Below are 25245 nucleotides of genomic sequence, written 5' to 3'. Positions count from 1 at the left end.
GCTAATCAGCGGCGCTTGGCCATCTCATTGATGAAGCGATCGAACAGCGGCGCAACGTCGTTCGGGCCAGGGCTTGCTTCAGGGTGACCCTGGAAGCTGAAAGCGCTCTTGTCGGTACGCTCGATACCTTGCAAGGTACCGTCGAACAGCGACTTATGGATGGCGCGTACGTTGGCAGGCAAAGTCGCCTCATCAACAGCGAAACCGTGGTTCTGGCTGGTGATCATCACCACACCGGTGTCCAAGTCTTGAACCGGGTGGTTCGCACCATGGTGGCCATGACCCATTTTCACAGTCTTGGCGCCAGAAGCCAGTGCCAACAGCTGATGACCCAAGCAGATGCCAAACACCGGAATCTCGGTTTTCAACACGTCTTGAATAGCAGTGATCGCATAGTCGCATGGCTCAGGATCACCTGGGCCGTTAGACAGGAACACACCATCAGGGTTAAGCGCCAACACATCGCTAGCTGGCGTTTGAGCCGGCACTACCGTGACGCGGCAGCCACGCTCAACCAACATACGCAGAATGTTCCACTTCACACCGTAGTCGTAAGCGACTACGTGGTAAGGCAGATCGCTGGCTTCGATAGTCGGGTGACTGTCGGTTGCCAGATTCCAGACACTCGAACGCCACTCGTAAGCTTTTTCGGTGCTAACGACTTTCGCCAGATCCATCCCTTTGAGGCCAGGGAATCCGCGAGCCGCTGCGATCGCAGCTTCGTCAGAGATATTGTCACCCGCCATGATGCAGCCGTTTTGCGCGCCTTTTTCTCGCAAAATACGCGTTAGGCGGCGAGTGTCGATACCGGCGATTGCCACCACATTGTTGGCTTTCAGATAATCAGACAGCGACATTGTGTTACGCCAGTTGCTCGCAACCAGCGGCAGATCACGGATAACCAAACCTGCGGACCAAACACGATCAGACTCGGCATCTTCCGGTGTAGTGCCGGTATTGCCAACATGCGGGTAAGTCAGGGTCACGATTTGCTGAGCGTAGGAAGGATCCGTCAAGATCTCCTGGTAGCCAGTCATTGCGGTGTTAAATACCACCTCACCAACGGTCTGACCGTCGGCCCCAATGGCTTCGCCGCGAAAAATGCTGCCATCAGCGAGGGCGAGTATGGCTTGCTTAGTCAAGAAGACCTCCCGTAAATAAAGCCTGAAAGGGCGATCGCAGGTTGTAAAAAAGCGGAGTGACGTATGGACACGTCACCCCGCTTCTTCATCGAATTATCTGCGCGCTTTTAGTGGACACACTAAAGCTGTAGCTTACAGAAAAAGGCTTTTTTGGTCTACCGCTAAAGAGCCCTAAAGGCAGAGGAATGCGACAGATCATCGCTTAGCGGTTAAAAAATGGACTGCTGCGGGTGCAACAGCCCCATTTTTAAAGACGACTCAACGCAGATCGAGCACATCCTGCATGTCATACAGACCCGGCTTACGCCCATCGAGCCATTGAGCAGCGCGAACAGCGCCTTTGGCGAACGTCATGCGGCTTGAGGCTTTATGGGTGATTTCCAAACGCTCACCCTCAGCCGCAAACAGAACCGTATGGTCCCCAACCACATCACCACCGCGAACGGTCGCAAAACCAATCGTTTCGTGCTCACGCGCACCGGTATGGCCTTCGCGACCATAAACCGCAACCTTCTGCAGATCACGACCCAACGCATCGGCGATGACTTCACCCATGCGCATGGCCGTACCTGACGGCGCGTCGACCTTGTGACGATGATGCGCCTCGATAATTTCAATATCAGCATCATCCCCCATCACCCGCGCCGCCATATCCAGCAGCTTGAATGACAGGTTGACCCCAACACTAAAGTTGGATGCAAACACAATCGGAATGTCTTTAGCAGCCTCAACCAACAATTGCTTTTGCGCCGCACTCAAACCCGTCGTGCCAATCACCATGGCTTTGCCCGCTTGGCGGCAAAAAGCCAGATTACCGAGCATCACCTCAGGCAGCGTGAAGTCGATTAGCACATCGAAATCATTAACTACGCCTTCAAGACTGGCAGACAACGGAACATTGATACGCCCAAGCGATACGAGCTCACCCGCATCAGCCCCCACCAGCGAACTGCCCGGACGAACAATCGCCGCAGTCAGCCCGCACACTGGCGAGCGCTGCTCAACGGCAGCAATCAGCGTTTTACCCATGCGCCCCGCAGCGCCCATCACAGCTATACGTCGCATGCCAGCCCCTTATAAGTCGCCGAAGAAGCGCTTAACGCCTTCAAACCAACCCGTCGCGTTTGGCGAATGGCAGCTATCGCCCTCCAGTGTCGAGCGGAACTCCTCCATCAGCTCGCGCTGACGACGGCTCAACTTGACCGGTGTCTCAACAACAACACGGCACATCAGATCACCAACGCCACCGCCACGCACAGGAGCAACACCTTTGCCACGCAGACGGAACTGCTTGCCAGTTTGAGTACCCTCAGGAACCTTCAACTTGACCCGACCATCCAGCGTCGGCACTTCAAGTTCAGCGCCCAGCGCAGCATCGGCAAAACTGATCGGCACTTCGCAGAACAGATGCTTACCATCGCGCTGGAAGATCGCGTGCTCACGCACTTCGATAACCACGTACAGATCACCGGCCGGGCCACCTTGCACACCCGCCTCGCCCTCGCCTGACAGCCGGATACGATCACCGGTATCAACACCTGCGGGCACTTTCACAGACAGGGTTTTGTACTCTTCTACACGACCGTCGCCATTGCAGCTTTCGCACGGGTCAGAAATGATCTTGCCCTGACCATGGCAACGTGGACAGGTCTGCTGAACAGAGAAAAACCCCTGCTGCATGCGCACCTGACCAATACCACCGCACGTTGTGCAGGTCACAGGCGAAGAACCTTTCTTCGCACCCGAACCGTCACAAGGCTTGCAATTGACCAGCGTCGGCACACGAATATTGACCGTAGTACCGCGCACAGCCTCTTCCAGGTTCAGCTCCAGCGTGTAGCGCAAATCGCTACCGCGCTGCGCGCCACCCCGGGAGCCGCCACGGCCACCGCCAAAGAAATCACTGAACACATCGCCGAAAATATCGGAGAAGTTCTGGCCACCGAAACCCGCACCACCGCCACCCATTTGCGGATCAACACCCGCATGACCATATTGGTCGTAAGCAGCTCGCTTGCTGGTATCGGACAGCACTTCATAAGCTTCATTAGCCTCTTTGAACATCTCTTCAGAGGCTTTGTCACCCGGGTTACGGTCCGGATGGTGTTTCATTGCGAGACGACGATAAGCCTTTTTCAGCTCGACCACAGTGGTGGTCCGTTCGACACCCAATACTTCGTAATAGTCGCGCTTTGCCATAATTCTTTGCACTCTCAAGGACGTTTGGAAAAACCCTCCCGAGCCTCACCAAACCCGCCGAGCCTGGACAAACAAGGCTCAACTCACGTCTTTTCAACGATATTGGTTTCTGATTAACGACCAATGCATTGGTCGACAGGAGCGGCTATCACAGACAGGAACACAAAAGCCCTGCCTTAACCGCAAGCATCCGAGCTTGTCGCATGCTGTAAAAATTCCCTTGCTCCAGACACGCCAACGCGGGAGCAAGCTCCCGCGCGGCGACATCCTACCAGTCACCGCTTATGCACGGTCAACCGGCCCGACCAACAAGCCTATTACTTGTTGTCTTTAACTTCTTCGAACTCAGCGTCGACAACGTCATCCGCTTTTTCAGCCGAATCAGCTGGTTTAGCCGCTGCATCTGCCGGGTTCCCTTGCTCTGCGTACATTTTTTGAGCAACTGGAGCCGACACCTTGGACAGCTCTTCAACTTTGGCTTCGATAGCTGCTTTGTCATCGCCTTTAACAGCGGCTTCAAGTGCAACTACTGCAGCTTCGATTGCGGTTTTCTCTTCCTCAGTAACCTTGTCGCCAGCGTCAGCGATCATTTTACGAGTCGAGTGAACCAGCGCATCGCCTTGGTTGCGCGCAGCAGCCAGCTCTTCGAATTTGCGGTCTTCTTCAGCGTTGACTTCAGCGTCACGGACCATTTGAGCGATTTCGTCCTCGGACAGACCCGAGTTCGCCTTGATCACAATGGACTGAGACTTGCCAGTCGCCTTGTCTTTAGCGCTTACGTTCAAGATACCGTTAGCGTCGATGTCAAAGGTCACTTCGATCTGAGGCTGACCACGTGGAGCTGGTGGAATGTCAGCCAGGTCGAATTTGCCCAACGACTTGTTCTGAGTCGCTTGCTTACGCTCACCTTGCAGCACGTGAATAGTCACTGCACCTTGGTTATCGTCTGCAGTCGAGAACACTTGCGATTTCTTGGTAGGAATCGTGGTGTTTTTCTCGATCAGCGGGGTCATTACACCGCCCATGGTTTCGATACCCAGAGTCAGCGGGCTCACGTCCAGCAACAGAACGTCTTTAACATCACCAGCCAATACTGCGCCTTGGATAGCAGCACCCATTGCAACAGCTTCGTCAGGGTTCACGTCTTTACGCGCTTCTTTACCGAAGAACTCGCTAACTTGCTTTTGCACTAACGGCATACGTGTTTGACCACCGACCAGAATTACGTCGTTGATCGCATCAACATCAATACCGGCGTCTTTCAGAGCGATACGGCAAGGCTCGATAGTGCGCTGAACCAAGTCTTCTACCAGCGATTCCAACTTGGCGCGCGAGATTTTCACGTTCAAGTGCTTAGGACCGGTAGCGTCTGCAGTGATGTACGGCAGGTTCACATCAGTCGACTGGCTCGAAGACAGCTCGATTTTTGCTTTTTCAGCGGCTTCTTTCAGGCGCTGCATCGCCAGCGGGTCACCTTTAAGGTTCATGCCGGTTTCTTTCTTGAACTCATCAACCAGGTAGTCGATCAGACGAATGTCGAAGTCTTCACCACCCAGGAACGTGTCACCGTTGGTCGCCAACACTTCAAACTGGTGCTCGCCATCAACTTCAGCAATTTCGATAACCGAAACGTCGAAAGTACCGCCGCCCAAGTCATAAACGATGACAGTGTGGTCGCCTTTCGCTTTATCCATACCGTAAGCGAGAGCAGCTGCGGTAGGTTCGTTAATGATACGTTTTACGTCCAGACCCGCGATACGGCCGGCGTCTTTAGTTGCCTGACGCTGGCTGTCGTTGAAGTAAGCAGGAACGGTGATCACCGCCTCAGTCACCGCTTCGCCGAGATAGTCTTCGGCGGTTTTCTTCATTTTCTTCAAGATTTCAGCAGAAATTTGTGGCGGAGCCATTTTCTGGCCGCTCACTTCAACCCACGCATCGCCATTGTCAGCCTTGACGATTTTGTAAGGCACCATCTGAATATCTTTCTGTACAACTTCTTCGTCAAAACGACGACCGATCAGACGCTTCACCGCATAAAGGGTGTTATGCGGATTGGTCACTGCCTGACGCTTGGCCGACTGGCCAACCAAAATTTCGCCATCATTGGCGTATGCAACGATTGAAGGCGTGGTACGCGCGCCTTCTGCGTTTTCGATAACTTTTGCTTTACCGTTTTCAAGAACCGAAACACACGAGTTAGTGGTCCCGAGGTCGATACCGATAATCTTGCCCATGTTGACTCTCCCAAAATTTGAATTTTTTTGCCGTAGCAGTAATGACTAACTACGGCACTGCTTATCGCTTGACATCTAAATGGGGCCCTTGCGGCCGATTTCAAGCCTGCTCGTCAATAGATGGCGAAACCGGTGCTGGCGCCTTGCTGACTACGACCATAGCCGGGCGTAGTAAGCGACCATTGAGCTGATAACCTTTTTGAAACACCTTGAGCACACTGTTCGGCTCCAGGTCAGCACTTTCTTGCATGGCCATCGCTTGGTGATGCGATGCATTGAAGGGCTCACCGTCGTGCGGATCAATGGCTTCCAAGTGATAACGCTTCAGAGTGTCCTGGAACATTTTCAGCGTCAGCTCGATCCCTTCGCGCATTGGACGAATGTTCTCGTCATCCGGATTCGACAGATCAAGGCCGCGCTCCAGACTGTCGATAACTGGCAACAAGTCACCAGCGAATTTTTCCAATGCAAATTTGTGTGCTTTTTCAACGTCCTGTTCGGCACGACGGCGAACGTTCTGCAAATCAGCAGCTACACGCAGAGCCTGATCATTCGCCGCAGCCAGTTGCTCTTCGAGCGTCTGTACACGTGCTGTCAGATCAGCATTTGCACCCTCAGCAGCCTGATTAGCGTCTTGGTTCTGCGTATCCATAGTCTGTTCGTCTGCCATAGATTTCTCCTTTCAAACTTCGTCCGCGAGCTCAACTCGCGCTTCTGCCTCGGTATATGGGGTCGCAATTTTCAGGTTCAAGAGCCAAAAGGCACTAAGAATCGCCTTTTGATTCCTCATTACGCCCCGCCTGCCCTCTCAAAACAGCTTAAAAAAGCCTTCAAGCCAAGCAAATAGAACTAAGCACAGCCATTGTCAGCATGAAACAAAACACTGTATAAATAACCAGACATTACGTTTTGGAGCAGCTCCTATGCTGGTGCACCTGTCCGTACATAACTACGCCATCGTTGAACATCTCGATCTTGAGCTCGATCGCGGTATGAGTGTAATCACTGGTGAGACTGGCGCTGGGAAATCAATCATGCTCGATGCACTTGGCCTCACTTTAGGGGACCGTGCTGATCATGGCGTGGTTCGTCCTGGGGCCGAAAAAGCCGACATTTTGGCCACCTTCGACCTGCAAGATATCCCTGAGGCTCGAGCCTGGCTGGCGGAGCGCGATCTTGAGTGCGACGGCCCGTGTATCCTGCGCCGCGTCATTACTGCCGAAGGGCGCTCGCGAGGCTATATCAACGGCACTCCCTGCCCACAAGGCGACCTCAAGGCCTTGGGTGAACTGCTGATCGACATTCACAGCCAACATGAACACCAATCACTGCTTAAGCCCGACACCCATCGCCGCCTGCTAGACGAGTATGCAGGCGCCACCGACCTTGCCCGCCAAGTCCAACTGGCCGCACAACGCTGGCGTCAAACCCGTCAGGAACTTGAACATCTATCCAACTCGGGCGATGAGCAGCGGGCACGCCACCAACTGCTGAGCTACCAGCTCGAAGAGCTAGAAACCCTGTCGCTGGGCGAAAATGAGCTAGAAGAACTAGAGCAAGAGCACAAAAACCTGACCAGCGCAGAAACGCTACTAACGATTTGCCGCCAAGTCATTGAACAGTGCAGCGAAAACGACTCAGGTAACGTTCTTAATGCGCTGACAGCCAGCCTGAATCGGCTGTCGAGCGTGCATAACAACTCTGGTTCATTGAGCGAAGCAACTGACCTACTGGCCAGCGCGCAAATCCAAGTTGAAGAGGCCGTGGGCGAACTCAATCGTTTTATTGACCATTTTGATGCCGACCCAAGCCGCCTGCAGTACCTTGAAGAACGGCTCGACACCATTTACTCGTTAGCACGCAAACACCGTGTGCAGCCTACCGAGGTTGCCGCACTGCAACAAAATCTGCTTGATGAGCTCGAAACCCTTAATGCCAACGATGAAAACATCGAGCGCTTAACCCATGAGCTGGCGTCTTACGCGCGCCACTATCAAGAGTGCGCAGGCGAACTGAGCAACTTGCGCGCCCATGCCGCAACCCGACTAGGCAGTGCAGTTGAAGAAGAAATCCAGCGATTGGGCATGCCCGGTGGCCGCTTTGTGATCGAGCTGCGCGCACAGAGCAGCAGCGATCCAATGCCCCATGGGTTAGAGCAAGTGGAGCTTCTGGTCAGCGCCAACCCTGGGCAACCCCTAAAAGCACTTGCCAAAGTGGCCTCTGGCGGCGAGCTATCGCGTATCAGCTTGGCCATTCAAGTCATCACCGCCCAGACCTCACGCATTCCTACCTTGGTGTTTGACGAAGTGGACGTAGGTATTGGCGGCCCGACCGCGGAGATTGTAGGCCAACTGCTGCGCCGCTTGGGTGAGCGCGGGCAAGTGCTGACGGTCACTCACCTGCCGCAAGTAGCAGCGCAATGCCATCAACATCTTTTTGTACACAAGGTTCGCGAAAGCGAAACAACACGTACTGCCGTCTCAAAACTGAGCAAAAAAGAGCGTGTAGAAGAAGTGGCACGCATGCTCGGCGGCATAGACCTGACCAAAGAATCGCTGGCTCATGCTAAAAAAATGGTCGTCACCGCAAAAATTTTAGCCGCTTAACGACGAACGGTCATAAAAAATTACATTTTAGAAAGCACGAAGGCGACTCAAGGTCGCCTTCGATCGTTTCGCGAATCGAAATTCGCGCGACATGCTTATTTTGCTGACTTACGCACGTACAGCACCAAGTTGTGATCCACCAGCTCAAAGCCATGCTTGGTAGCAATCGCTTTCTGCAGCTTTTCGATTTCTTCGTCGAAAAATTCAATCACTTCATTGGTATCCATATTGACCATATGGTCGTGATGACCACCGTCAGCATCGGCCAATTCAAAGACCGCATGACCACCATCAAAATTGTGACGGATTACCAGCCCAGCGGACTCAAACTGGGTCAAAACACGGTAAACCGTGGCCAGACCGACGTCTTCGCCAGCCTGCATAAGCGCCTTATAAACATCCTCAGCACTCATGTGACGCTGCTCAGCAGAGTCAAGCATTTGTAGAATTTTGACTCGTGGCAGAGTCACCTTAAGTCCGGCCTTACGTAGTTCGCTATTTTCAACCATGGTTAGCTTTCTCGCGGAAGCGGCTTCGCAGCTTCTCTTAATACGGGTATGATCGGCGTTTACCTTGTCCCAGCCAAGATAGTGGAAGTCGCCCACCGATGCAAAACACCAAGCTCTTGCTAACCAGTTTCACCTTTGTGGGACTGCTCGCACTCGCCGGTTGTTCATTCCCCGGGGTTTACAAAATCGACATCCAACAGGGCAATGTCGTCACGCAGGACATGATAAACCAGTTGCGCCCGGGAATGACCCGTCGGCAAGTGCGGTTTATTATGGGCAACGCCCTGTTGACCGATACATTCCACCCTGATCGCTGGGATTATCTGTACAGCCTGCAGCCCGGCGGCGGTGAACGCCAACAAGAGCGCGTCAGCGTGTTCTTCAACCAAAACGACCAACTCGTCAGCTTGTCAGGTGATTTTAAGCCTGGTGTAAGCCGCGACGAAGCCATTTTGGGCAAAGAAGACTCGACCGAGGTCGTCAATCCGGCGGATCAAGAACCTGCCGAGAAGAGCGAAGTCCCGGCCAAACCGGGATCGCTGCTTGATCAAATCCAGAAAGACGTCGACGGCGTAGAAACAGTACCCGTCCCGACGCCAACGCCTCTGGACACCCAAGAGCAATAACAGCTCGTTGCAAAAAGCCCGGCATGCCGGGCTTTTTGTTATCTGCGCCTAATTGAGCGATTCACAACCCGCTCAGCCGCTTTGCCTCAGCCGCTTTGGCGGCACGCTGGCGCCTGATCTCTTTCGGGTCGGCCAACAGCGGGCGATAAATTTCAATACGAGCCCCAGCCTCTACAACGCGCAACTGCGGATCCATGACCTGCTTACCAAAGATACCCACAGGGCAATGTTCCAAATCCAACTCAGGAAACATTTGGCCGATACCCGACGCCTGCACCGCAGCCCGCAGCGATGTGCCCTCAGGCACCGTCACCTGCAACAACTTCTGCCGATCAACTGCCGCGTAAACCACTTCAATGTCGATCACCGGCTCAGCCATACAACTGCTTGGCGCGCTGGCAAAAAGCATCCACTAAAGTGTTAGCCGCCTGATTAAACAACGGCCCCAAGGTTGCTTTGACGATTGCCCCGGCGTAATCAAAGGTCATGTCCAAGCTTATCTTGCAGGCCTTCTCGCCCAATGGTTTGAACACCCAAAGACCGTGCAGCTTGGTAAAGGGGCCCTCTTCTAGGTTCATCTCAATCGACTCACCGGGCGTTAGCGTATTACGCGTAACAAAATGCTGGCTCAAGCCGCCTTTGGCCACGCCCAAACTGGCGCGCATCAACGACGCAGTGCTTTCGATAATCTCGGCAGATGAGCACCACGGCAAAAATTCCGGATAACGCGCTACGTCGTTAACCAGGTCATACAAAGCCTGTGCCGGATAAGGCAACAAGGCGGAGCGTTGGATATGGGTAGTCATGTCAGCGTTAATTCCACAGCTGGGCGGCAAACACAATCAGAATGCCGAGTGGCGCCACATAGCGCATCAAGAAAAGAGTCAGGGCGAACCGTCGCGTACCGCACCGCGCCCATGATCAGCTTGTAAAGACCACAAGGCACAGCCCACCCAAAGGCAGCATGATACGCGACGTAAGAAAATTACGCCCAAGCACTAAAAAACAGTGCGTATTGTCCGGGAATCAAACTACCTGCTCAAGCACACAGGTTGACCGTAGCAGACTCGCTCGCAACTCCCTATAATGCTGCCCCTATGGCTAAACAGAAGAAGCACCCCACAGGGACCATCGCGCAAAATAAAAAGGCGCGACACGATTACTTCATCGAACATCGGTTCGAGGCTGGTCTGGTCCTGGCCGGCTGGGAAGTAAAAAGTCTGCGCGCAGGCAAAGCACAGCTGGTCGACAGCTATGTGCTTCTCAAAGATGGTGAAGCTTGGTTGCTCGGCAGCCACTTCTCGCCTTTGACCACAACCAGCACGCACGTTATCGCTGACCCGACACGCAGTCGCAAGCTGCTGCTCAACAAGCGCGAGCTTGAAAAGCTGGCCAGCTCAGTGCAGCAAAAAGGTTATGCCTGCGTCTGCCTCTCGCTTTACTGGAGCAAGCACTTGGTCAAGTGCGAAATTGCCCTAGGTAAAGGTAAGAAGGAATACGACAAGCGGCATACCGAACGTGAGCGCGACTCCGATCGCGAACTGCAACGCGCGGTACGTAGCAAAGGTAAGGAAGATTAGATCCTAGCCCGAGCGCTGTAGGAGCGAGCTTGCTCGCGATCTTTTAAAAGATCAAAAGTCCGCTCCTACAGGTTTTGCATCTCACAACCCATTACGCCGCTCTGCCCGCGCCACGCGCTGAACCTCCTGACGTACTTCCTCCAACACTTCCTGCACATACATAAGATGGCGGCTCGCAACGCCCCGCGCATCTTCAGCCCGACCTTCGATAATCGCCAAATACAACTCGCGATGCTGACCAATTAGCATGTCGCGCGTCTCGCTGCGCTGCTTGTACATACCACCAATGTTGGTTACCACGTTGCGCTTGAGCAAATCGAATAACCCGCGAATGGTGTGCAACAACACCGCGTTGTGGCTTGCCTCAGCAATCGCCAAGTGAAAGCTGGCATCTGCCTCGCCCTCCTCGGCCCGACTGATTTCACCGGCCCGGGCATAACAGTCCTGCAAGCGCTCGAAGGCTACCCGCAACCGCTCACGGTCCATATCGGTTGCCCGCAAAGCCGCGTAGTAAGCGCAAGAGGCTTCAAGGGTGTGACGAAACTCCAGCAAATCTCGCTGGGCGTCAGGGTTACTCTCCAGCAGTTGCAACAAAGGATCACTAAACGTCGATCCCAACGAAGTGGCTACATAATTGCCACCGCCCTGGCGGCTGACCAGTAAGCCTTTGGCGATCAACTTTTGAATCGCCTCACGCAATGAGGGCCGCGACACACCAAATTGCTCCGCCAGCGCACGTTCCGCAGGCAAACGCTCGCCCGCCTTCAACGTGCCCTCAAGGATCATGCCTTCGAGCTGCTCAACAATATCGTCCGACAAGCGGCGCTGGCGAATTTGATCAAACCCCATCTCGACTCTCCACACACCCGACCACGCGCCGGGCCCTCTATTCTCGCTGATTGGCGTTCGCCAAACACCTATCAGAGAAATCGTTTTTTACCCCATCAGCCGCCGTGACGACGAACTACACGACTAAAGATTTAGCAGCGGCAAATTGACACACACCCTTCAAGGCTTTTAACCTAGCCCACAGCAATTGTAAATTGGTAATACCAATTATCCAGTTACACGCAACAGCAGTGACCAATAACAATTAGGGGCCATCCCACATGCAAACTTGGCAACAACTTTACAGCCCACTCGGCAGCCTCGGCTTATCTGCCATCGCGGCCGTTATCCCCATCGTATTTTTCTTCTTAGCGTTGGCCGTGTTCCGCCTCAAAGGTCACGTCGCCGGTAGCATTACCCTTGCCTTGTCGATTTTGGTTGCGATCTTTGCCTTCCAAATGCCTGCCGATATGGCTTTCGCCGCCGCGGGCTACGGATTTGCTTATGGCCTTTGGCCCATTGCCTGGATCATTGTTGCCGCAGTGTTCCTCTACAAACTGACCGTCAAAAGCGGCCAATTCGAAATCATCCGCAGCTCAGTGCTGTCCATCACCGATGACCAGCGTCTACAAGTGCTACTGATTGGTTTCTGCTTCGGAGCCTTCCTAGAAGGTGCCGCCGGTTTCGGCGCTCCGGTAGCGATTACCGCCGCCCTGCTTGTCGGCTTAGGTTTCAACCCTCTGTACGCTGCGGGCCTATGCCTGATCGCTAACACCGCCCCAGTAGCCTTCGGCGCCCTCGGAATTCCGATCATCGTGGCGGGTCAAGTCACCGGCATCGACGCCTTCAAAATCGGCGCTATGGCCGGTCGCCAGTTACCCCTGCTGTCACTGTTTGTACCGTTCTGGCTGGTTTTCATGATGGATGGCCTGCGCGGTGTGCGTGAAACTTGGCCCGCAGCGTTGGTCGCCGGCTTGAGCTTTGCCGTCACCCAATTTTTCACCTCCAACTACATTGGCCCAGAACTGCCGGACATTACCTCTGCGCTGGCTAGCTTGGTAAGCCTGACCCTGCTCCTGAAAATCTGGCAGCCAAAACGCACCGCAGGCGCACAGATTCCGGGCGTGACCTCTGACGTTATCGTCACCGCCAGCACAGGCGGATTCGGCAAACCCACCAACCTAATGGTTTCGCCCTACAGCCTGATGCAGATCCTTAAAGCGTGGTCGCCGTTCCTAATTCTGACCGTGCTGGTCACTATCTGGACCCTCAAACCGTTCAAGGCCATGTTCTCGCCAGGCGGCTCGATGTACGGCTGGGTGTTCAACTTTGCGATCCCGCACCTTGATCAACTGGTGATCAAAACCGCACCTATCGTCAACACTCCTACGGCAATTGCCGCGGTGTTCAAACTTGATCCGATCTCAGCCACCGGTACGGCGATTTTCTTCTCAGCTCTGATCTCGATGCTGATCCTCAAAATCGACATCAAAACCGGCCTGACCACTTTTAAAGAAACCTTGTACGAACTGCGTTGGCCAATCCTGTCCATCGGCATGGTGTTGGCATTTGCCTTCGTCACCAACTACTCCGGTATGTCCTCGACCATGGCATTGGTGTTGGCCGGAACTGGCGCAGCCTTCCCGTTCTTCTCGCCGTTCCTCGGCTGGTTGGGCGTATTTCTGACAGGCTCCGACACCTCGTCCAACGCGCTCTTCAGCTCGTTGCAAGCCACCACCGCGCACCAGATCGGCGTGAGCGACACCCTGATGGTGGCCGCCAATACCAGCGGCGGTGTGACCGGCAAAATGATCTCGCCACAGTCGATCGCCGTGGCCTGCGCCGCAACCGGTCTGGTGGGCAAAGAGTCCGACCTGTTCCGCTTTACCCTCAAACACAGCCTGTTCTTCGCCACCATCGTCGGCCTGATTACCCTGGCGCAGGCCTATTGGTTCACCGGCATGCTGGTGCATTAAAAAATAGCGCTATGGTTACAACACGTTAAAAGCGCCGGGGGCTAACACCCCGGCGCCAATAATTCACTACCCGGTCTGCCTCGTGGCTGAAGAGGGTTTTCAGCCGCTGGCGTAGACACATAACCGGGACCACCCGGAGACGCCTGATGAGCGAGCTTTTTTACAATGCCGTGCCGAACGCGACCCGTGTCGCCCCGCCCCTTCCTGTCCCGCGCCAATACCCCGCGCACAAACCGCGCAAGGTCTACCTGTTTGGCACCTGCGTCGTCGATCTGTTTTTCCCCGAAGCCGGGATGGACGCCATACACCTGATTGAGCGCGAAGGCATCGAGGTTGACTATCCACAAGGCCAAAGCTGCTGTGGGCAACCGGCCTACACCTCGGGTTACACCGACCAAGCCCGCGAAGTCGCCCGCGCGCAACTTGCATTGTTTGCCGAAGATTACCCCGTGGTCGTACCCTCCGGCTCCTGCGCCGGCATGCTGCGCGAGCACTATGAAGACCTATTCAAAGATGAGCCAGAAACCTTAAAAAAGGTGCATGCCCTCGCCGAACGGACCTTTGAACTGACCGAGTTTCTGCTGTTCGTGTGCAAGTGGTTTTGGTGGGACATTTAGCGTTCGCATGCCCGATATTTCTGGGGCTATGGTCATCGACAAGACCCGCGCCCTGATTGAAACCGGCGCACATCAAGTGTTGACCGCCGACTGCGGCTGCCTAATGAACATCAATGGGTCGCTCGAAAAACAGCAAAAAGCACTCCGCGGCCAGCACTTGGCCAGCTTTCTATGGCAGCGCACTGGAGGTGAACAATGAGCGCTAGCACACTGATTCCTACCGTCGCCGTAGAAGAAGACTTCCGTGCACGCGCCCATGAGGCATTAGGTGACAAGCAACTGCGAAATAACTTTCGCACCGCGATGGACTCGCTGATGACCAAACGCGCGGTTGCCTTCAGCGATGCTCACGAACGCGCGCATTTGCGCGCGCTGGGCAATGCGATAAAAGCCCGCGCCTTGTCCAAGCTTCCCGACCTGCTGGAGCGTCTTGAGGCCAACCTGACCCGCAACGGTGTCCAAGTGCACTGGGCTGAAACCGTCGAGCAGGCCAACGACATCGTCATGTCCATTGCCCGCCGCCGTGCTGCCAAGCAAGTCATCAAAGGCAAGTCGATGGTTAGCGAAGAAATGGAGATGAACCACGTGCTCGGCGCGCAAGGCATCGAATGCCTTGAGTCCGACATGGGCGAGTACATCGTTCAGCTCGACAACGAGAAACCGTCGCACATCATCATGCCCGCAATTCACAAAAACGCTGGGCAAGTGGCTGACCTGTTTCACGACAAGCTGGGCGTCGACTACACCAAAGACGTTGACCAACTGATCCAGATCGGCCGTCGCGTATTACGCCAAAAGTTCTACGAAGCAGACATCGGCGTATCGGGCGTTAACTTTGCCGTGGCCGAAACCGGCACCCTATTGCTGGTCGAAAACGAAGGCAACGGCCGTATGTCGACCACCGTACCGCCCGTACACATCGCCGTCACCGGGATCGAGAAAGTAGTCGAAAACCTGCGCGACGTTGTACCGCTGGTTTCATTACTGACCCGTTCAGCCCTCGGCCAACCGATCACAACCTACGTCAACATGATCTCCGGCCCACGCAAACCGGGCGAACTCGACGGCCCTGAAGAAGTCCACCTGGTGCTACTCGATAACGGCCGTAGCCAAGCTTTTGCTGACAGCGAACTGCGCCAAACCCTCAACTGCATCCGCTGCGGTGCCTGCATGAACCACTGCCCGGTGTACACCCGCATCGGCGGTCATGCCTACGGCGAGGTTTACCCCGGCCCCATTGGCGCGATCATCACCCCGCACATGGTCGGCTTGGCCAAAGTCCCTGATCACCCAAGCGCCTCGTCGCTCTGCGGTGCCTGTGGCGAAGTGTGCCCGGTAAAAATTCCGATCCCGGCATTGCTACGCCGCTTACGCGAAGAGAACGTGAAATCGCCAGACACCGCACCTCGCATCATGCGCGGCCAAGGCAGCAAGTATTCACGTAAAGAACGCCTGATCTGGAACATGTGGGCCAAGCTCAATAGCTCACCGGCTCTGTACCGTGTGTTCCTCAAGGCCGCCACTCGCCTGCGGGGCTTAACCCCAAGCAATGTAGGCCCTTGGACACAAAACCACAGCGCCCCCAAACCTGCCGCCCGCTCGCTGCACGACATGGCTCGCGATCACATGGCGAAAAAGTCAGGAGAATCGCGATGAGCGCCAAGCACAATATCCTCAACAAACTGCGCAACAGTCTGACCGGCGCCACACCGGTGCCTGACAACTTCGACGAAGTGCTGGTGACAGAACCTTGGACCTACACCCCGGAACAACGCATCCCTCAACTGCGCAAGTTGATGGAAGCCGTACACACTGAAATCCACCTCACCACCGAACACGACTGGCCCGCCTTGCTGGCGCAATTGGTCCGTGATCGTGAGTTACCCAGCCTGTTAATCGCACCAACTACAGCACACGGGCAAAAAGTGACAGCACATTGGGCGCAGAATCCTGCACTGCCAATACTTAAAGCCTACGACCGCCCCATAGAAGAATGGAAGGCCGAACTGTTCAACGATACCCCGGCCAGCTTCACCACCACCTTGGGCGCTATTGCCGCCACCGGCAGCTTGATCATGTGGCCAACCCCGGAAGAACCGCGCCTCATGAGCTTGGTGCCGCCAATACATTTTGCATTGCTCAGGGCCAGCCAAATCCGCGACAACTTTTACCAAGTACAGCGCGAAATGAACTGGGCCGCCGGTATGCCGACCAACGCCTTATTGGTTTCTGGCCCGTCAAAAACAGCCGACATTGAGCAAGTACTCGCTTACGGCGCCCACGGCCCGAAAGACTTGGTGGTATTGATTCTGGAGGATGCATGAGCCTGCCCGTCAGCTTTACCCGTGATGCCGAACGGTTGATCCCGCAAGACCGCCGCTTCACCGACCCGCTTTCAACCTTGGCCTTCGGCACCGACGCAAGCTTTTATCGGCTGATCCCCAAACTGGTGATCCGCGTTGAGTCCGAAGACGAAGTGGTCGAACTACTGCGCCTCGCCCGGCGCGACCAAGTGCCCGTCACCTTCCGCGCTGCGGGCACCAGCTTGTCAGGCCAAGCCATCAGTGACTCAGTACTGATCGTGCTTGGCGATAACTGGAACGGCAAAATCATTCGCGAACAAGGTGCGCAAATCCGTCTGCAACCGGGCGTGATTGGCGCCCAAGCCAACGCGTGGCTAGCGCCGTTTGGACGTAAGATTGGCCCCGATCCGGCCTCGATCAACGCCTGCAAAATTGGCGGCATTGTTGCCAATAACGCCAGCGGCATGTGCTGCGGTACCGCGCAAAACACCTACCACACCTTGGCGGGCATCCGCGTTGTATTGGCCGACGGCACCCCGGTAGATACCGAAGACGCGGCTAACATTGCAGCCTTTCGTCAAAGCCACGGCTCTATGCTCGACCAATTGGCGACATTGGCCCGCGAAACCCGCGCTAATGCTGAGTTGGCTGCGAAAATCCGCCACAAATACCGTCTGAAAAACACCACAGGCTTGTCACTTAACGCCTTGGTCGACTTTGATGACCCGCTGGATATTCTCAGCCACTTACTGGTTGGCAGCGAAGGGACGCTGGGGTTCATCAGCTCGGTGACCTACGACACAGTCGTCGACCATCCGAACAAAGCTTCGGCGCTGATCGTCTTCCCGGACGTAGAAACCTGCTGCAACGCGGTCACCGTGCTCAAAAGTCAGCCCGTGTCCGCCGTTGAATTGCTCGACCGCCGCAGCCTACGTTCGGTGCAAGACAAACCCGGCATGCCCGCGTTCGTCAAACAGCTTTCAGACAACGCCTGCGCCTTGCTAATCGAATCCCGCGCTGCCACGCAAACCTTATTGCACGAACAATTGGCACAGATCATGGCCTCGTTGGCGGGGTTTGCGGTCGAAAAACAAGTCGACTTCACCGAAAACCCGACCGAAAACGCCAAGCTGTGGGCCATTCGCAAAGACACCTTTCCGGCGGTCGGCGCTGTGCGCAAAACCGGCACCACCGTCATCATCGAAGACGTCACCTTCCCGGTCGAGCAACTGGCCATCGGCGTTAACCGCCTGATCGAACTGTTCGACAAACACCACTACGACGAAGCGATCCTGTTCGGCCACGCCCTCGAAGGCAACCTGCACTTTGTGTTCACTCAAGGGTTTAACAACCCCGAAGAGGTCGCCCGTTACCAAGCCTTTATGGACGACGTGGCGCAACTGATCGCTGTGGAATTTGGCGGCTCGCTCAAGGCCGAACACGGCACGGGGCGCAACATGGCGCCCTTTGTTGAGCTGGAATGGGGCAGCGACGCGTACCAATTAATGTGGTCACTCAAACGCCTGCTTGATCCACAAGGCATCCTCAACCCCGACGTGGTGCTCAGTGAAGACCCGCACATCCACCTCAAACACCTCAAGCCGATGCCGGCCGCCGACGAGATTGTGGATAAGTGCATCGAATGCGGTTTTTGTGAGCCGGTGTGTCCATCAAAAGGGCTCACGCCCAGCCCACGGCAGCGAATTGTCATCTGGCGAGACATTCAGGCCAAAAAACGCGCCGGGGTTGACACCCGCGAGCTGGAAAAAGCCTACGCCTACCAAGGCATCGACACCTGCGCCGCCACTGGCTTGTGCGCCCAACGTTGCCCTGTAGGCATCAATACCGGCGAGTTGGTGAAAAAGCTGCGCGCTCGTAGCGCCAACCACCTCAAAGCCGCCGACATGCTGGGCAACCACTTTGCAACCACACTGCAAGGCGCACGTTTCACCCTACACGTGGCCAATGGCGCGCGCATCCTGTTGGGCGCGCCGCGACTGGGCAAACTCTCCGCCGCGTTGACCAAAGCCAGCAAAGGCCGCGTGCCGCTGTGGACAAATGCCATGCCACAACCCGAGCGCGCGATTCGCTTCAGCCCGCCCGTCAAAGACGCTCGCCCGCGGGTGGTGTATCTGGCGGCCTGCGTGTCACGCGTAATGGGGCCTGCGGCGGGTGATCGCGAACAAACCTCGCTGCTGGACAAAACCCGCAGCCTGTTGGAAAAAGCCGGTTACCAAGTCGTCTTCCCCGAGAACATGGACAGCCTGTGCTGCGGCCAACCGTTTGCCTCAAAGGGCTACAACGAGCAGGCCGAACACAAACGTCAGGAACTCATTAGCGCCTTGCTGCATGCCAGCCGTGGCGGGGTTGACCCGATTTACTGCGACACCAGCCCGTGCACCCTGCGATTGGTGCAAGACCTAGGCGAAAGCCGCCTCGACCTCTACGACCCCGTGCGCTTCATCCGCACTCACCTTGTGGATAAGTTGAACTTCACCCCGCAAACCAACCCCATCGCTGTGCATGTCACGTGCAGTACCCAGCACTTAGGCGAAAGTCAGGCATTGATTGACATCGCCCGGCTGTGCAGCACCGAAGTCGTGATACCAGAAGGGATTCATTGCTGCGGGTTTGCAGGCGACAAAGGCTTCACCACGCCCGAACTGAACGCCCATTCGCTGCGCACCTTAAAAGACGCGGTGCAGCATTGCAGTGAAGGCTTCTCGACCAGCCGCACGTGTGAAATCGGCCTAAGCCAACATGGCGGCATCGACTACCACGGGTTGGTTTATCTGGTAGACCGCGTCAGTACAGCCCGAGCCTTGTAGGAGCTGCCGAAGGCTGCGATCTTTTGATCTAAATCGGTTAATTCAAAAACGCGCCTGCTTGCACTCAGGCGCGTGCTGCATCAGTGCGTCGTCAAACCGTCCAGCGACTTATCCACATACGCCTTGGCCAGCTCCACCAAGTGCATGCTCGACAACACCAAACTGCGCGCATGCCCGCTCAAGCCATTCCCCGCCTCACTCGCCGAAGCACCCGCGCAGCGCAACAAGTCTGACGCTTGGGCCAAAGCCGCTTCTAAATTGACACTGTCCGGGATGGCATACGTGGCCAGATCCACGTGCCGTGGAGGCTTATGGTCTTGCAGGTAGTAATTGAGGGCGCGCTCGGTGGCCGCACGGTCCAACGAAAGGGCTTCGCACTGAGCAGCTTCTTGAAGGGATAAAGCGGGTGGATCGGGGACAATTTTTTTCATAGCGTACTCCAAGTTTAAGGAGCTGCCATTAATCGCTACTAACGATGGGGTGGCAGCCGTACGCAGGTTAGTAGACCGGCAAACTTGGAAACCGGCGCGCTAGAAAGCGCCCTGCGCACGGCCACCATAAAACGCAGGCCGTAAAAAAACGCCTCGCGGAGGTGGCGCCTTGCGCCAAGTTTACAAGCCGGGCTACTAAACCCGACCGCTGAAATGCAGCGATGGGCCGAGACTATGCCTCTAACTGGACGGGCGCAAGAGAACGAGAGTTTCTAGGAAGTTTCATAAGATTGAAAGGGATAGAGACTACGAAATCCACAAAAAACGCCCCATTTTTGGGCGTAAAAAAAAGTTCTCCAATACTGGCCAAATACAAGCAGAACTCCAGAGCACGGCTATAGTCAATTGGATTAACGCCCTACCCTTTGGGCATAAAACCGAGCCTGGAACCACCGGGCCTAACTGTATACAAGGAGTTTTCCCTATGAAACGTACCGCGCTTGCTGGTCTGTTTGTATGCGCTACGATGTTGGCCTCCCCGGTGTTTGCTGCAGATGATCTGTGCCAGATCAACCTTGTAAAAATCGCCGATGCCCAAGCGACCTTGCTAGCAACCAGCGAAAACACCAAAGACGATATCGACGCCATGGTCGAAAAAGCCAAAGCTGAACAAGCCGCAGGCAAAAAAGAAGACTGCATCTCGACCACCACCCAAGCCCTGCAGAAACTGCAAAACCTCACCAAAGGCGACGACAACAAATAAGTACTGAGGTTGGCCTTCTGAGTCGAAATGGCGTAGACTGCGCAGCTTGCTGGTTAAGGCCAGCAAGCATCGGGGCCGTTTAGGATTCGACGCTGGTTGCGAAACTTTAGGTGCATGCCGAGTTGGTAACAGAACTCGTAAATCCACTGTTGCAACTACTTATAGTTGCCAATGACGAAAACTACGGCCAGGAATTCGCTATCGCTGCGTAAGCAGCCTTAGATCCTGAGCTTCTGGTACCTTCGGGTCCAGCAATCATTAGGGGATGTCTGTAAACCCAAAATGATTGTCATATAGAACAGAATCGCCGTGCAGTACGTTGTGGACGAATCGGCTAAAACTTACACAACTCGCCCAAAGCACCCTGCCCTTCGGGTCGCTGAGGGTTAACTTAATAGAAACGGCTAAGCATGTAGTACCGACAGCGGAGTACTGGCGGACGGGGGTTCAAATCCCCCCGGCTCCACCACTTCAACAAAAAAAGACGTCCTAGGACGTCTTTTTTTGTGCCTGAAATCCAGTGAATACGGGGCTTTCAGCGCTTTTTCGGTATTGTGAGAGTTTTGGAGTTCCAGCCATTCGGGTATTCCAGACGGTATTCCAGTCCGTCCGGTGCTAATCTTTGGAATACCGAATTAGTGCCTGAGGACAGTCTCATGCCTGCTCAAAACCTCCGCCTCTCCGATCGACAGCTCAAAGGAGTCAAACCCGCGTCCAAGGATTATGTCCTCACTATCTAGCCACCGCTCTGCTGCTGTTGCTTAGTGTTTTGATGAGTGGCTGGTCGGTGTGCCGCTTCAATCATCTGGCAGATTTGAGCCGAAAGGATTGGCGCAACAAGCTGTATAGCTTTCTCTCAGGCAGTGACGGGAAGAAGTTAATGGAGCGCCAGGTTCGCGCCGGACGCAGGGTTTTCTGGCGAACGTGGTTGATTGGCTTGCTGCTGTTCGTGTTGAACTCGATCTACTTGATTAATGCTGCAATCCCGGATGTGTACCCAAAAATCAAGGAAGTCTTGGCGCACCTTGGATCTTTCTGGTTCGATGCGCTACCCAAATCCTCCCTCAGGGTTATGAGAAATCGCGAAAGTTACGCAATACTCTTGCAGCGAACGATGCTCGCGATATTCTGCATCGGTGAAGGTTCAAGGGCTTTCATGAACTACGCTTGCGAACGTTACGAGCAACTCACGGGCCACACTACGTCGCTCAATGATGACACGGCCGTCGCGTCAAACGCGCCTTGACCATGCTGGGTAAGCGCAGCACTGGCAGCGCCAGTATTGCAACCTGCAGCACCTGTTGCGATGTTCTGTGCGAACCCGATCGATTTCTTCACAAGCGAACTCGACCTCCCACTGTCTCACCACATCCAAGCGTAATACCTAGGCCTACACCGGTAGCTGTTCACTGCACACCAACGGCATCAGGTTATACACGCACAACGCTTCGTCTGGCATGATGCTTTCACAGCGCCACCACTCTCGGGATGGCTGGTGACGAATTCAAGGGATGGAACATGGCAGAGAACAGCAACTTCGCCCTTTTCAAAGAACACGACCCGGTTTTTTTCCAACTTGCCCATGCGGCCGAGCGAGTATTTTCCAGTGACCCAAACACGACGCTGATCAAACTGCGCCAGCTGGGCGAAGCGCTCGCCCAGGATCTAGCGGTAAGAGCAGGCATTGAGTTCGACGTCACCACTTCCCAAGCTGATCTGCTGTTCCGCCTGAGTCGTGAAATCCAGCTCGACGGTAACATCCGCAACCTATTCCATACACTGCGCATCGAAGGCAATAAGGCTACCCATGAATTCCGCACCCAGCATCGTGAAGCACTTGACGGGCTGAGAGTCGCCCGCGCCTTGGCGATCTGGTATCACCAGTCATTTGGCACGGGCGGCAACACCTTCAAGCCTGGGCCTTTCATGGTTCCGGCCGATCCGAGCGAGCCTCTGCGTGAGCTGCAGGGGCAGATCGAAACACTTCGCGCAGAGCTGGGTGACAGTCGCCAGAAATTGGAGAACAACCACCAATTAGCCGAGCTACTGGCGCAAGAAAAGCATGAGCAAGCCAATCTCGTTGGGCAGATGAACGAGGAAGCCCGCGTCTACGAGCAGATTGCCCTTGAACGCGAGGCAGAACTATCGAAGGCCCGAGTCGACTTCGAGGCGCGGCTGAAAGTGCTGCAACAACAGCTTGAAGATCAGCCGCAAGCTGCCCAGCAAGTCACGCGTAAAACTCAGCAGGCAAGCAGCCAGTTCGACCTCAACGAAGACCTCACCCGTATTCTCATCGATCAACAGTTGAACGATGCCGGCTGGGAAGCCGATTCGCTCGATCTTACCTACAGCAAGGGCGCTCGGCCCGAAAAGGGCAAGAACAAGGCCATCGCCGAATGGCCAACCAGCAAGCCGAAAGAAAATGCTGATTACGTGCTGTTCGCCAGCCTAATCCCAGTCGCCATCGTCGAAGCAAAACGCAAGCGCGTCAACATAGCGGACCGCATTCCCCAAGCCGAGCGCTATTCACGCCAACTGATCGTTACCGACAGTCTGCAACCGGCCGGGCAGAACACAGGCTGGGCGGATGGCCAGGGCGACCACTTCAAAGTGCCGTTTGCCTTTGCCTGCAATGGCAGGCCCTTCATTAAGCAGCTCGCTGAGATGTCTGGCATCTGGTTTCGTGACTTGCGTAGCCCGGCCAACCTGCGCCGACCGCTGCAGGACTTCCACACGCCGGGCGGCCTACTCGACCTGCTCAAACGCAGCCGTGAGGACGCCGAGGCGAAACTACAGCAGGAAGGCTTCGCCTATCTCAAGCTGCGTGACTATCAGGAAGACGCCATCCGCGCCGTCGAGCAGGCCCTAGCCGCCAATCGCCGCAACTGTCTGCTGGCCATGGCGACCGGAACCGGAAAAACGCGCACGATCATTGGCTTGATGTACCGCCTGCTGAAGGCCGAGCGCTTTCGCCGTATTCTTTTCCTGGTCGATCGCAGCGCCTTGGGGGAACAGGCCATCGAAGCCTTCAATGAGGCGACGCTGGAACAGAACCACACGCTGGCGCAGATCTACGACGTCAAAGAACTAGGTGACATGGCTGCCGAAGCTGAAACACGGGTTCAGGTCGCCACTGTGCAGGCCATGGTCAAGCGCATCTTCCAGTCAGACACTCCGCCGCCCATCGATGCCTTCGACTGCATCATCGTCGACGAAGCCCACCGCGGTTACACCCTCGATCAGGAAATGACTGAAGGCGAGCTGGCAGTGCGTGACTTCAACCAGTACCTGTCGCAGTATCGTCGCGTGCTCGACTATTTCGACGCCTGCCGCGTTGGGCTCACCGCTACGCCAGCCAAGCACACCAGCGAAGTCTTCGGGGCTCCGATATACACCTACAGCTACCGGGAGGCCGTGGCTGACGATTGGCTGATCGATCACGAGCCTCCAATCCGCTACCAGACCCTGCTGAGCCAAAACGGCATCCACTTTGCCAAGGGCGAGAGCGTCAGCGTCATCGATACGAGTACCGGCGAAGTGGATGTCGCCGAGCTTGAGGACGAACTCGACTTCGAAATCGAGTCCTTCAATCGCCGCGTGATTACGCCCGGCTTCGACAAGGTCATCTGCGAGCAACTGGCACAAGAACTCGACCCGTCGGGCGACGAAAAAACGATGATCTTCTGCGTTAACCAGGCTCATGCCGAGCGGGTCAAAAACCTCCTAGACGAAGCCTTCAAGGACGTTCACGGCGAGGATTACAACCAGGCAGCTGTACAGATCATCACCGGGCAAAGTGACAAGGTCAAACAACTGATCCGCCAGTACAAAAACGAGCGCTACCCGAGCATTGCCATCACGGTCGACCTGTTGACCACCGGTATCGACGTACCGCGCATTTGCCACTTGGTGTTCATGCGCCGGGTGCGTTCGCGCATCCTCTACGAACAGATGAAGGGCCGCGCGACTCGCCGCTGCGATGAAATCGGCAAGACGGTATTCAAGATCTACGACCCAGTTGACCTGTACGCTGCCCTCGAACCAGTAGATACAATGAAGCCGCTAGTGAAAGACCCAAGCATCAGCCTCGAACAACTGGTCAGCGAGCTTACCAACCCAGCCAGCCTCGATGCTCCTGGTAACCAGCCAGACACTAGTCATGCCCAAGACGTCCTGGACCAACTCAGCCAGCGGATCATGCGTATTCTGCGCAAGGCCAGCCATAAGGCCGAGCAAAAGCCAACCCTAAAGGCCAAGCTCGCCGAACTGGAGAACACCTGGGGCGTAGCCCCGGACAAACTGCATCAGCACCTGCACCAGCTCGGCCCACAGCAAGCTGCCCAGTTCATCCAACAGCATGCCCAACTGCTCGATCAACTCGCCACGGTTAATGCCCTGCTGGGATCGCTGAACTACCCGGTGATCTCCACTCACATGGACGAACTGATGGTCCGTGAGCAGAACTACGGCGATTACCAAAAGCCCGCTGACTATTTGGAAAGCTTCAACGACTTCATTAAGAATCAGTTGAACCAGTCAGTGGCCCTCGGCGTAGTGGTCAACCGCCCGCAAGACCTGACCCGTGAACAATTGCGCGAAGTGC

General features: G+C 55.4%; 20 protein-coding genes, 1 other RNA gene and 2 pseudogenes. 12 read left to right on the top strand and 11 right to left on the bottom strand.

Annotation, left to right across the window (positions count from 1 at the left end):
• Nucleotides 1–5: 5 nt before the first annotated feature.
• From carA to grpE, 5 genes are all read right to left on the bottom strand, one after another.
• Nucleotides 6–1142: a glutamine-hydrolyzing carbamoyl-phosphate synthase small subunit gene (gene carA / locus AQS70_RS03120; RefSeq protein WP_055101471.1), complete on the bottom strand. Its 1137-nt coding sequence runs from the start codon at nt 1140–1142 to the stop codon at nt 6–8.
• 258 nt (nt 1143–1400) lie between these two features.
• Entirely contained in the window at nt 1401–2207 is an 807-nt protein-coding gene (gene dapB, locus AQS70_RS03115) for a 4-hydroxy-tetrahydrodipicolinate reductase (protein ID WP_055101470.1), read from the bottom strand.
• 9 nt (nt 2208–2216) lie between these two features.
• Complete coding sequence (gene dnaJ, locus AQS70_RS03110; protein ID WP_055101469.1) at nt 2217–3341, bottom strand: molecular chaperone DnaJ; 1125 nt, start codon at nt 3339–3341, stop codon at nt 2217–2219.
• 317 nt (nt 3342–3658) lie between these two features.
• Entirely contained in the window at nt 3659–5575 is a 1917-nt protein-coding gene (gene dnaK, locus AQS70_RS03105; RefSeq protein ID WP_055101468.1) for a molecular chaperone DnaK, read from the bottom strand.
• 100 nt (nt 5576–5675) lie between these two features.
• Nucleotides 5676–6245, bottom strand: a complete 570-nt coding sequence (gene grpE, locus AQS70_RS03100) for a nucleotide exchange factor GrpE (RefSeq protein WP_055101467.1) — start codon at nt 6243–6245, stop codon at nt 5676–5678.
• Nucleotides 6246–6498: 253 nt separating this feature from the next.
• Here grpE and recN point away from each other — a divergent pair, with 253 nt between their 5' ends.
• A complete protein-coding gene (recN, locus tag AQS70_RS03095; RefSeq protein WP_055101466.1) occupies nt 6499–8181 on the top strand; it encodes a DNA repair protein RecN in 1683 nt (560 codons plus the stop codon).
• 95 nt (nt 8182–8276) lie between these two features.
• Here the strand turns inward: recN and fur are convergent, their stop codons facing one another.
• A complete protein-coding gene (fur, locus tag AQS70_RS03090) occupies nt 8277–8690 on the bottom strand; it encodes a ferric iron uptake transcriptional regulator (protein WP_055101465.1) in 414 nt (137 codons plus the stop codon).
• A 98-nt stretch (nt 8691–8788) separates the two neighbouring features.
• On the opposite strand from fur, the gene AQS70_RS03085 reads away from it, so the two are divergent.
• On the top strand, nt 8789–9316 hold the full coding sequence (locus AQS70_RS03085; RefSeq protein WP_055101464.1) for an outer membrane protein assembly factor BamE: 528 nt from the start codon (nt 8789–8791) through the stop codon (nt 9314–9316).
• 61 nt (nt 9317–9377) lie between these two features.
• Here AQS70_RS03085 and AQS70_RS03080 read toward each other — a convergent pair whose 3' ends face one another.
• The 3 genes and pseudogenes from AQS70_RS03080 to AQS70_RS23730 all read right to left on the bottom strand — a co-directional run.
• The gene (locus tag AQS70_RS03080; protein WP_055101463.1) at nt 9378–9695 is read right to left on the bottom strand and encodes an RnfH family protein; all 318 of its coding nucleotides are present in this window, start codon (nt 9693–9695) and stop codon (nt 9378–9380) included.
• Nucleotides 9688–10122 carry a type II toxin-antitoxin system RatA family toxin gene (locus AQS70_RS03075; protein WP_055101462.1) on the bottom strand — a complete coding sequence of 145 codons (435 nt, stop codon included), beginning with the start codon at nt 10120–10122 and terminating at the stop codon, nt 9688–9690. The genes AQS70_RS03080 and AQS70_RS03075 overlap by 8 nt, the downstream gene beginning before the upstream one ends.
• Before the next feature lie 7 nt (nt 10123–10129).
• A pseudogene (locus AQS70_RS23730) lies at nt 10130–10303 on the bottom strand (sodium-dependent transporter); the annotation flags it as partial.
• A gap of 110 nt (nt 10304–10413) precedes the next feature.
• On the opposite strand from AQS70_RS23730, the gene smpB reads away from it, so the two are divergent.
• Nucleotides 10414–10896, top strand: coding sequence for an SsrA-binding protein SmpB (gene smpB / locus AQS70_RS03070; protein WP_055101461.1), 483 nt, complete (start codon nt 10414–10416; stop codon nt 10894–10896).
• Nucleotides 10897–10977: 81 nt separating this feature from the next.
• Here smpB and AQS70_RS03065 read toward each other — a convergent pair whose 3' ends face one another.
• The gene (locus AQS70_RS03065) at nt 10978–11745 is read right to left on the bottom strand and encodes a GntR family transcriptional regulator (protein ID WP_055101460.1); all 768 of its coding nucleotides are present in this window, start codon (nt 11743–11745) and stop codon (nt 10978–10980) included.
• A 260-nt stretch (nt 11746–12005) separates the two neighbouring features.
• On the opposite strand from AQS70_RS03065, the gene AQS70_RS03060 reads away from it, so the two are divergent.
• From AQS70_RS03060 to AQS70_RS03040, 5 genes and pseudogenes are all read left to right on the top strand, one after another.
• On the top strand, nt 12006–13700 hold the full coding sequence (locus AQS70_RS03060) for a lactate permease LctP family transporter (RefSeq protein WP_055101459.1): 1695 nt from the start codon (nt 12006–12008) through the stop codon (nt 13698–13700).
• Nucleotides 13701–13846: 146 nt separating this feature from the next.
• Nucleotides 13847–14516 (top strand): annotated as a pseudogene (locus AQS70_RS03055) ((Fe-S)-binding protein).
• Nucleotides 14513–15973, top strand: a complete 1461-nt coding sequence (locus tag AQS70_RS03050; RefSeq protein ID WP_055101458.1) for a LutB/LldF family L-lactate oxidation iron-sulfur protein — start codon at nt 14513–14515, stop codon at nt 15971–15973. Before AQS70_RS03055 ends, AQS70_RS03050 begins: the two are co-directional and overlap by 4 nt.
• On the top strand, nt 15970–16641 hold the full coding sequence (locus tag AQS70_RS03045; protein WP_055101457.1) for a LutC/YkgG family protein: 672 nt from the start codon (nt 15970–15972) through the stop codon (nt 16639–16641). The genes AQS70_RS03050 and AQS70_RS03045 overlap by 4 nt, the downstream gene beginning before the upstream one ends.
• Nucleotides 16638–19448, top strand: coding sequence for an FAD-binding and (Fe-S)-binding domain-containing protein (locus AQS70_RS03040; RefSeq protein WP_055101456.1), 2811 nt, complete (start codon nt 16638–16640; stop codon nt 19446–19448). The genes AQS70_RS03045 and AQS70_RS03040 overlap by 4 nt, the downstream gene beginning before the upstream one ends.
• Nucleotides 19449–19528: 80 nt before the next feature.
• Here AQS70_RS03040 and AQS70_RS03035 read toward each other — a convergent pair whose 3' ends face one another.
• Nucleotides 19529–19879 carry a DUF6124 family protein gene (locus AQS70_RS03035; protein WP_055101455.1) on the bottom strand — a complete coding sequence of 117 codons (351 nt, stop codon included), beginning with the start codon at nt 19877–19879 and terminating at the stop codon, nt 19529–19531.
• 484 nt (nt 19880–20363) lie between these two features.
• Here AQS70_RS03035 and AQS70_RS03030 point away from each other — a divergent pair, with 484 nt between their 5' ends.
• The 4 genes from AQS70_RS03030 to hsdR all read left to right on the top strand — a co-directional run.
• Nucleotides 20364–20642: a hypothetical protein gene (locus AQS70_RS03030; protein ID WP_055101454.1), complete on the top strand. Its 279-nt coding sequence runs from the start codon at nt 20364–20366 to the stop codon at nt 20640–20642.
• Between the two features lie 71 nt (nt 20643–20713).
• Nucleotides 20714–21111, top strand: a transfer-messenger RNA (tmRNA) gene (ssrA, locus tag AQS70_RS23070).
• A 411-nt stretch (nt 21112–21522) separates the two neighbouring features.
• Nucleotides 21523–21888: a hypothetical protein gene (locus AQS70_RS23900; RefSeq protein ID WP_187331769.1), complete on the top strand. Its 366-nt coding sequence runs from the start codon at nt 21523–21525 to the stop codon at nt 21886–21888.
• Between the two features lie 272 nt (nt 21889–22160).
• On the top strand, nt 22161–25245 hold a 3085-nt coding region (hsdR, locus tag AQS70_RS03020), incomplete at its 3' end, for a type I restriction-modification system endonuclease (protein ID WP_055101452.1).

The sequence above is a fragment of the Pseudomonas endophytica genome, assembly GCF_001411475.1.
Taxonomy (GTDB): Bacteria; Pseudomonadota; Gammaproteobacteria; order Pseudomonadales; family Pseudomonadaceae; genus Aquipseudomonas; species Aquipseudomonas endophytica.
Note: the sequence above shows the minus strand (reverse complement) of the source record. Positions and strands in the feature narration are given on the sequence as shown.

Coding starts and splice junctions, on each gene's coding strand:
- AQS70_RS03035 (WP_055101455.1), bottom strand. CDS start 19,879: ATGAAAAAAATTGTCCCCGATCCACCCGCTTTATCCCTTCAAGAAGCT.
- dnaJ (WP_055101469.1), bottom strand. CDS start 3,341: ATGGCAAAGCGCGACTATTACGAAGTATTGGGTGTCGAACGGACCACC.
- AQS70_RS03075 (WP_055101462.1), bottom strand. CDS start 10,122: ATGACTACCCATATCCAACGCTCCGCCTTGTTGCCTTATCCGGCACAG.
- recN (WP_055101466.1), top strand. CDS start 6,499: ATGCTGGTGCACCTGTCCGTACATAACTACGCCATCGTTGAACATCTC.
- AQS70_RS03065 (WP_055101460.1), bottom strand. CDS start 11,745: ATGGGGTTTGATCAAATTCGCCAGCGCCGCTTGTCGGACGATATTGTT.
- smpB (WP_055101461.1), top strand. CDS start 10,414: ATGGCTAAACAGAAGAAGCACCCCACAGGGACCATCGCGCAAAATAAA.
- dapB (WP_055101470.1), bottom strand. CDS start 2,207: ATGCGACGTATAGCTGTGATGGGCGCTGCGGGGCGCATGGGTAAAACG.
- AQS70_RS03050 (WP_055101458.1), top strand. CDS start 14,513: ATGAGCGCTAGCACACTGATTCCTACCGTCGCCGTAGAAGAAGACTTC.
- dnaK (WP_055101468.1), bottom strand. CDS start 5,575: ATGGGCAAGATTATCGGTATCGACCTCGGGACCACTAACTCGTGTGTT.
- fur (WP_055101465.1), bottom strand. CDS start 8,690: ATGGTTGAAAATAGCGAACTACGTAAGGCCGGACTTAAGGTGACTCTG.
- AQS70_RS03045 (WP_055101457.1), top strand. CDS start 15,970: ATGAGCGCCAAGCACAATATCCTCAACAAACTGCGCAACAGTCTGACC.
- AQS70_RS23900 (WP_187331769.1), top strand. CDS start 21,523: ATGGAGCGCCAGGTTCGCGCCGGACGCAGGGTTTTCTGGCGAACGTGG.
- AQS70_RS03040 (WP_055101456.1), top strand. CDS start 16,638: ATGAGCCTGCCCGTCAGCTTTACCCGTGATGCCGAACGGTTGATCCCG.
- AQS70_RS03080 (WP_055101463.1), bottom strand. CDS start 9,695: ATGGCTGAGCCGGTGATCGACATTGAAGTGGTTTACGCGGCAGTTGAT.
- AQS70_RS03085 (WP_055101464.1), top strand. CDS start 8,789: ATGCAAAACACCAAGCTCTTGCTAACCAGTTTCACCTTTGTGGGACTG.
- AQS70_RS03060 (WP_055101459.1), top strand. CDS start 12,006: ATGCAAACTTGGCAACAACTTTACAGCCCACTCGGCAGCCTCGGCTTA.
- AQS70_RS03030 (WP_055101454.1), top strand. CDS start 20,364: ATGAAACGTACCGCGCTTGCTGGTCTGTTTGTATGCGCTACGATGTTG.
- grpE (WP_055101467.1), bottom strand. CDS start 6,245: ATGGCAGACGAACAGACTATGGATACGCAGAACCAAGACGCTAATCAG.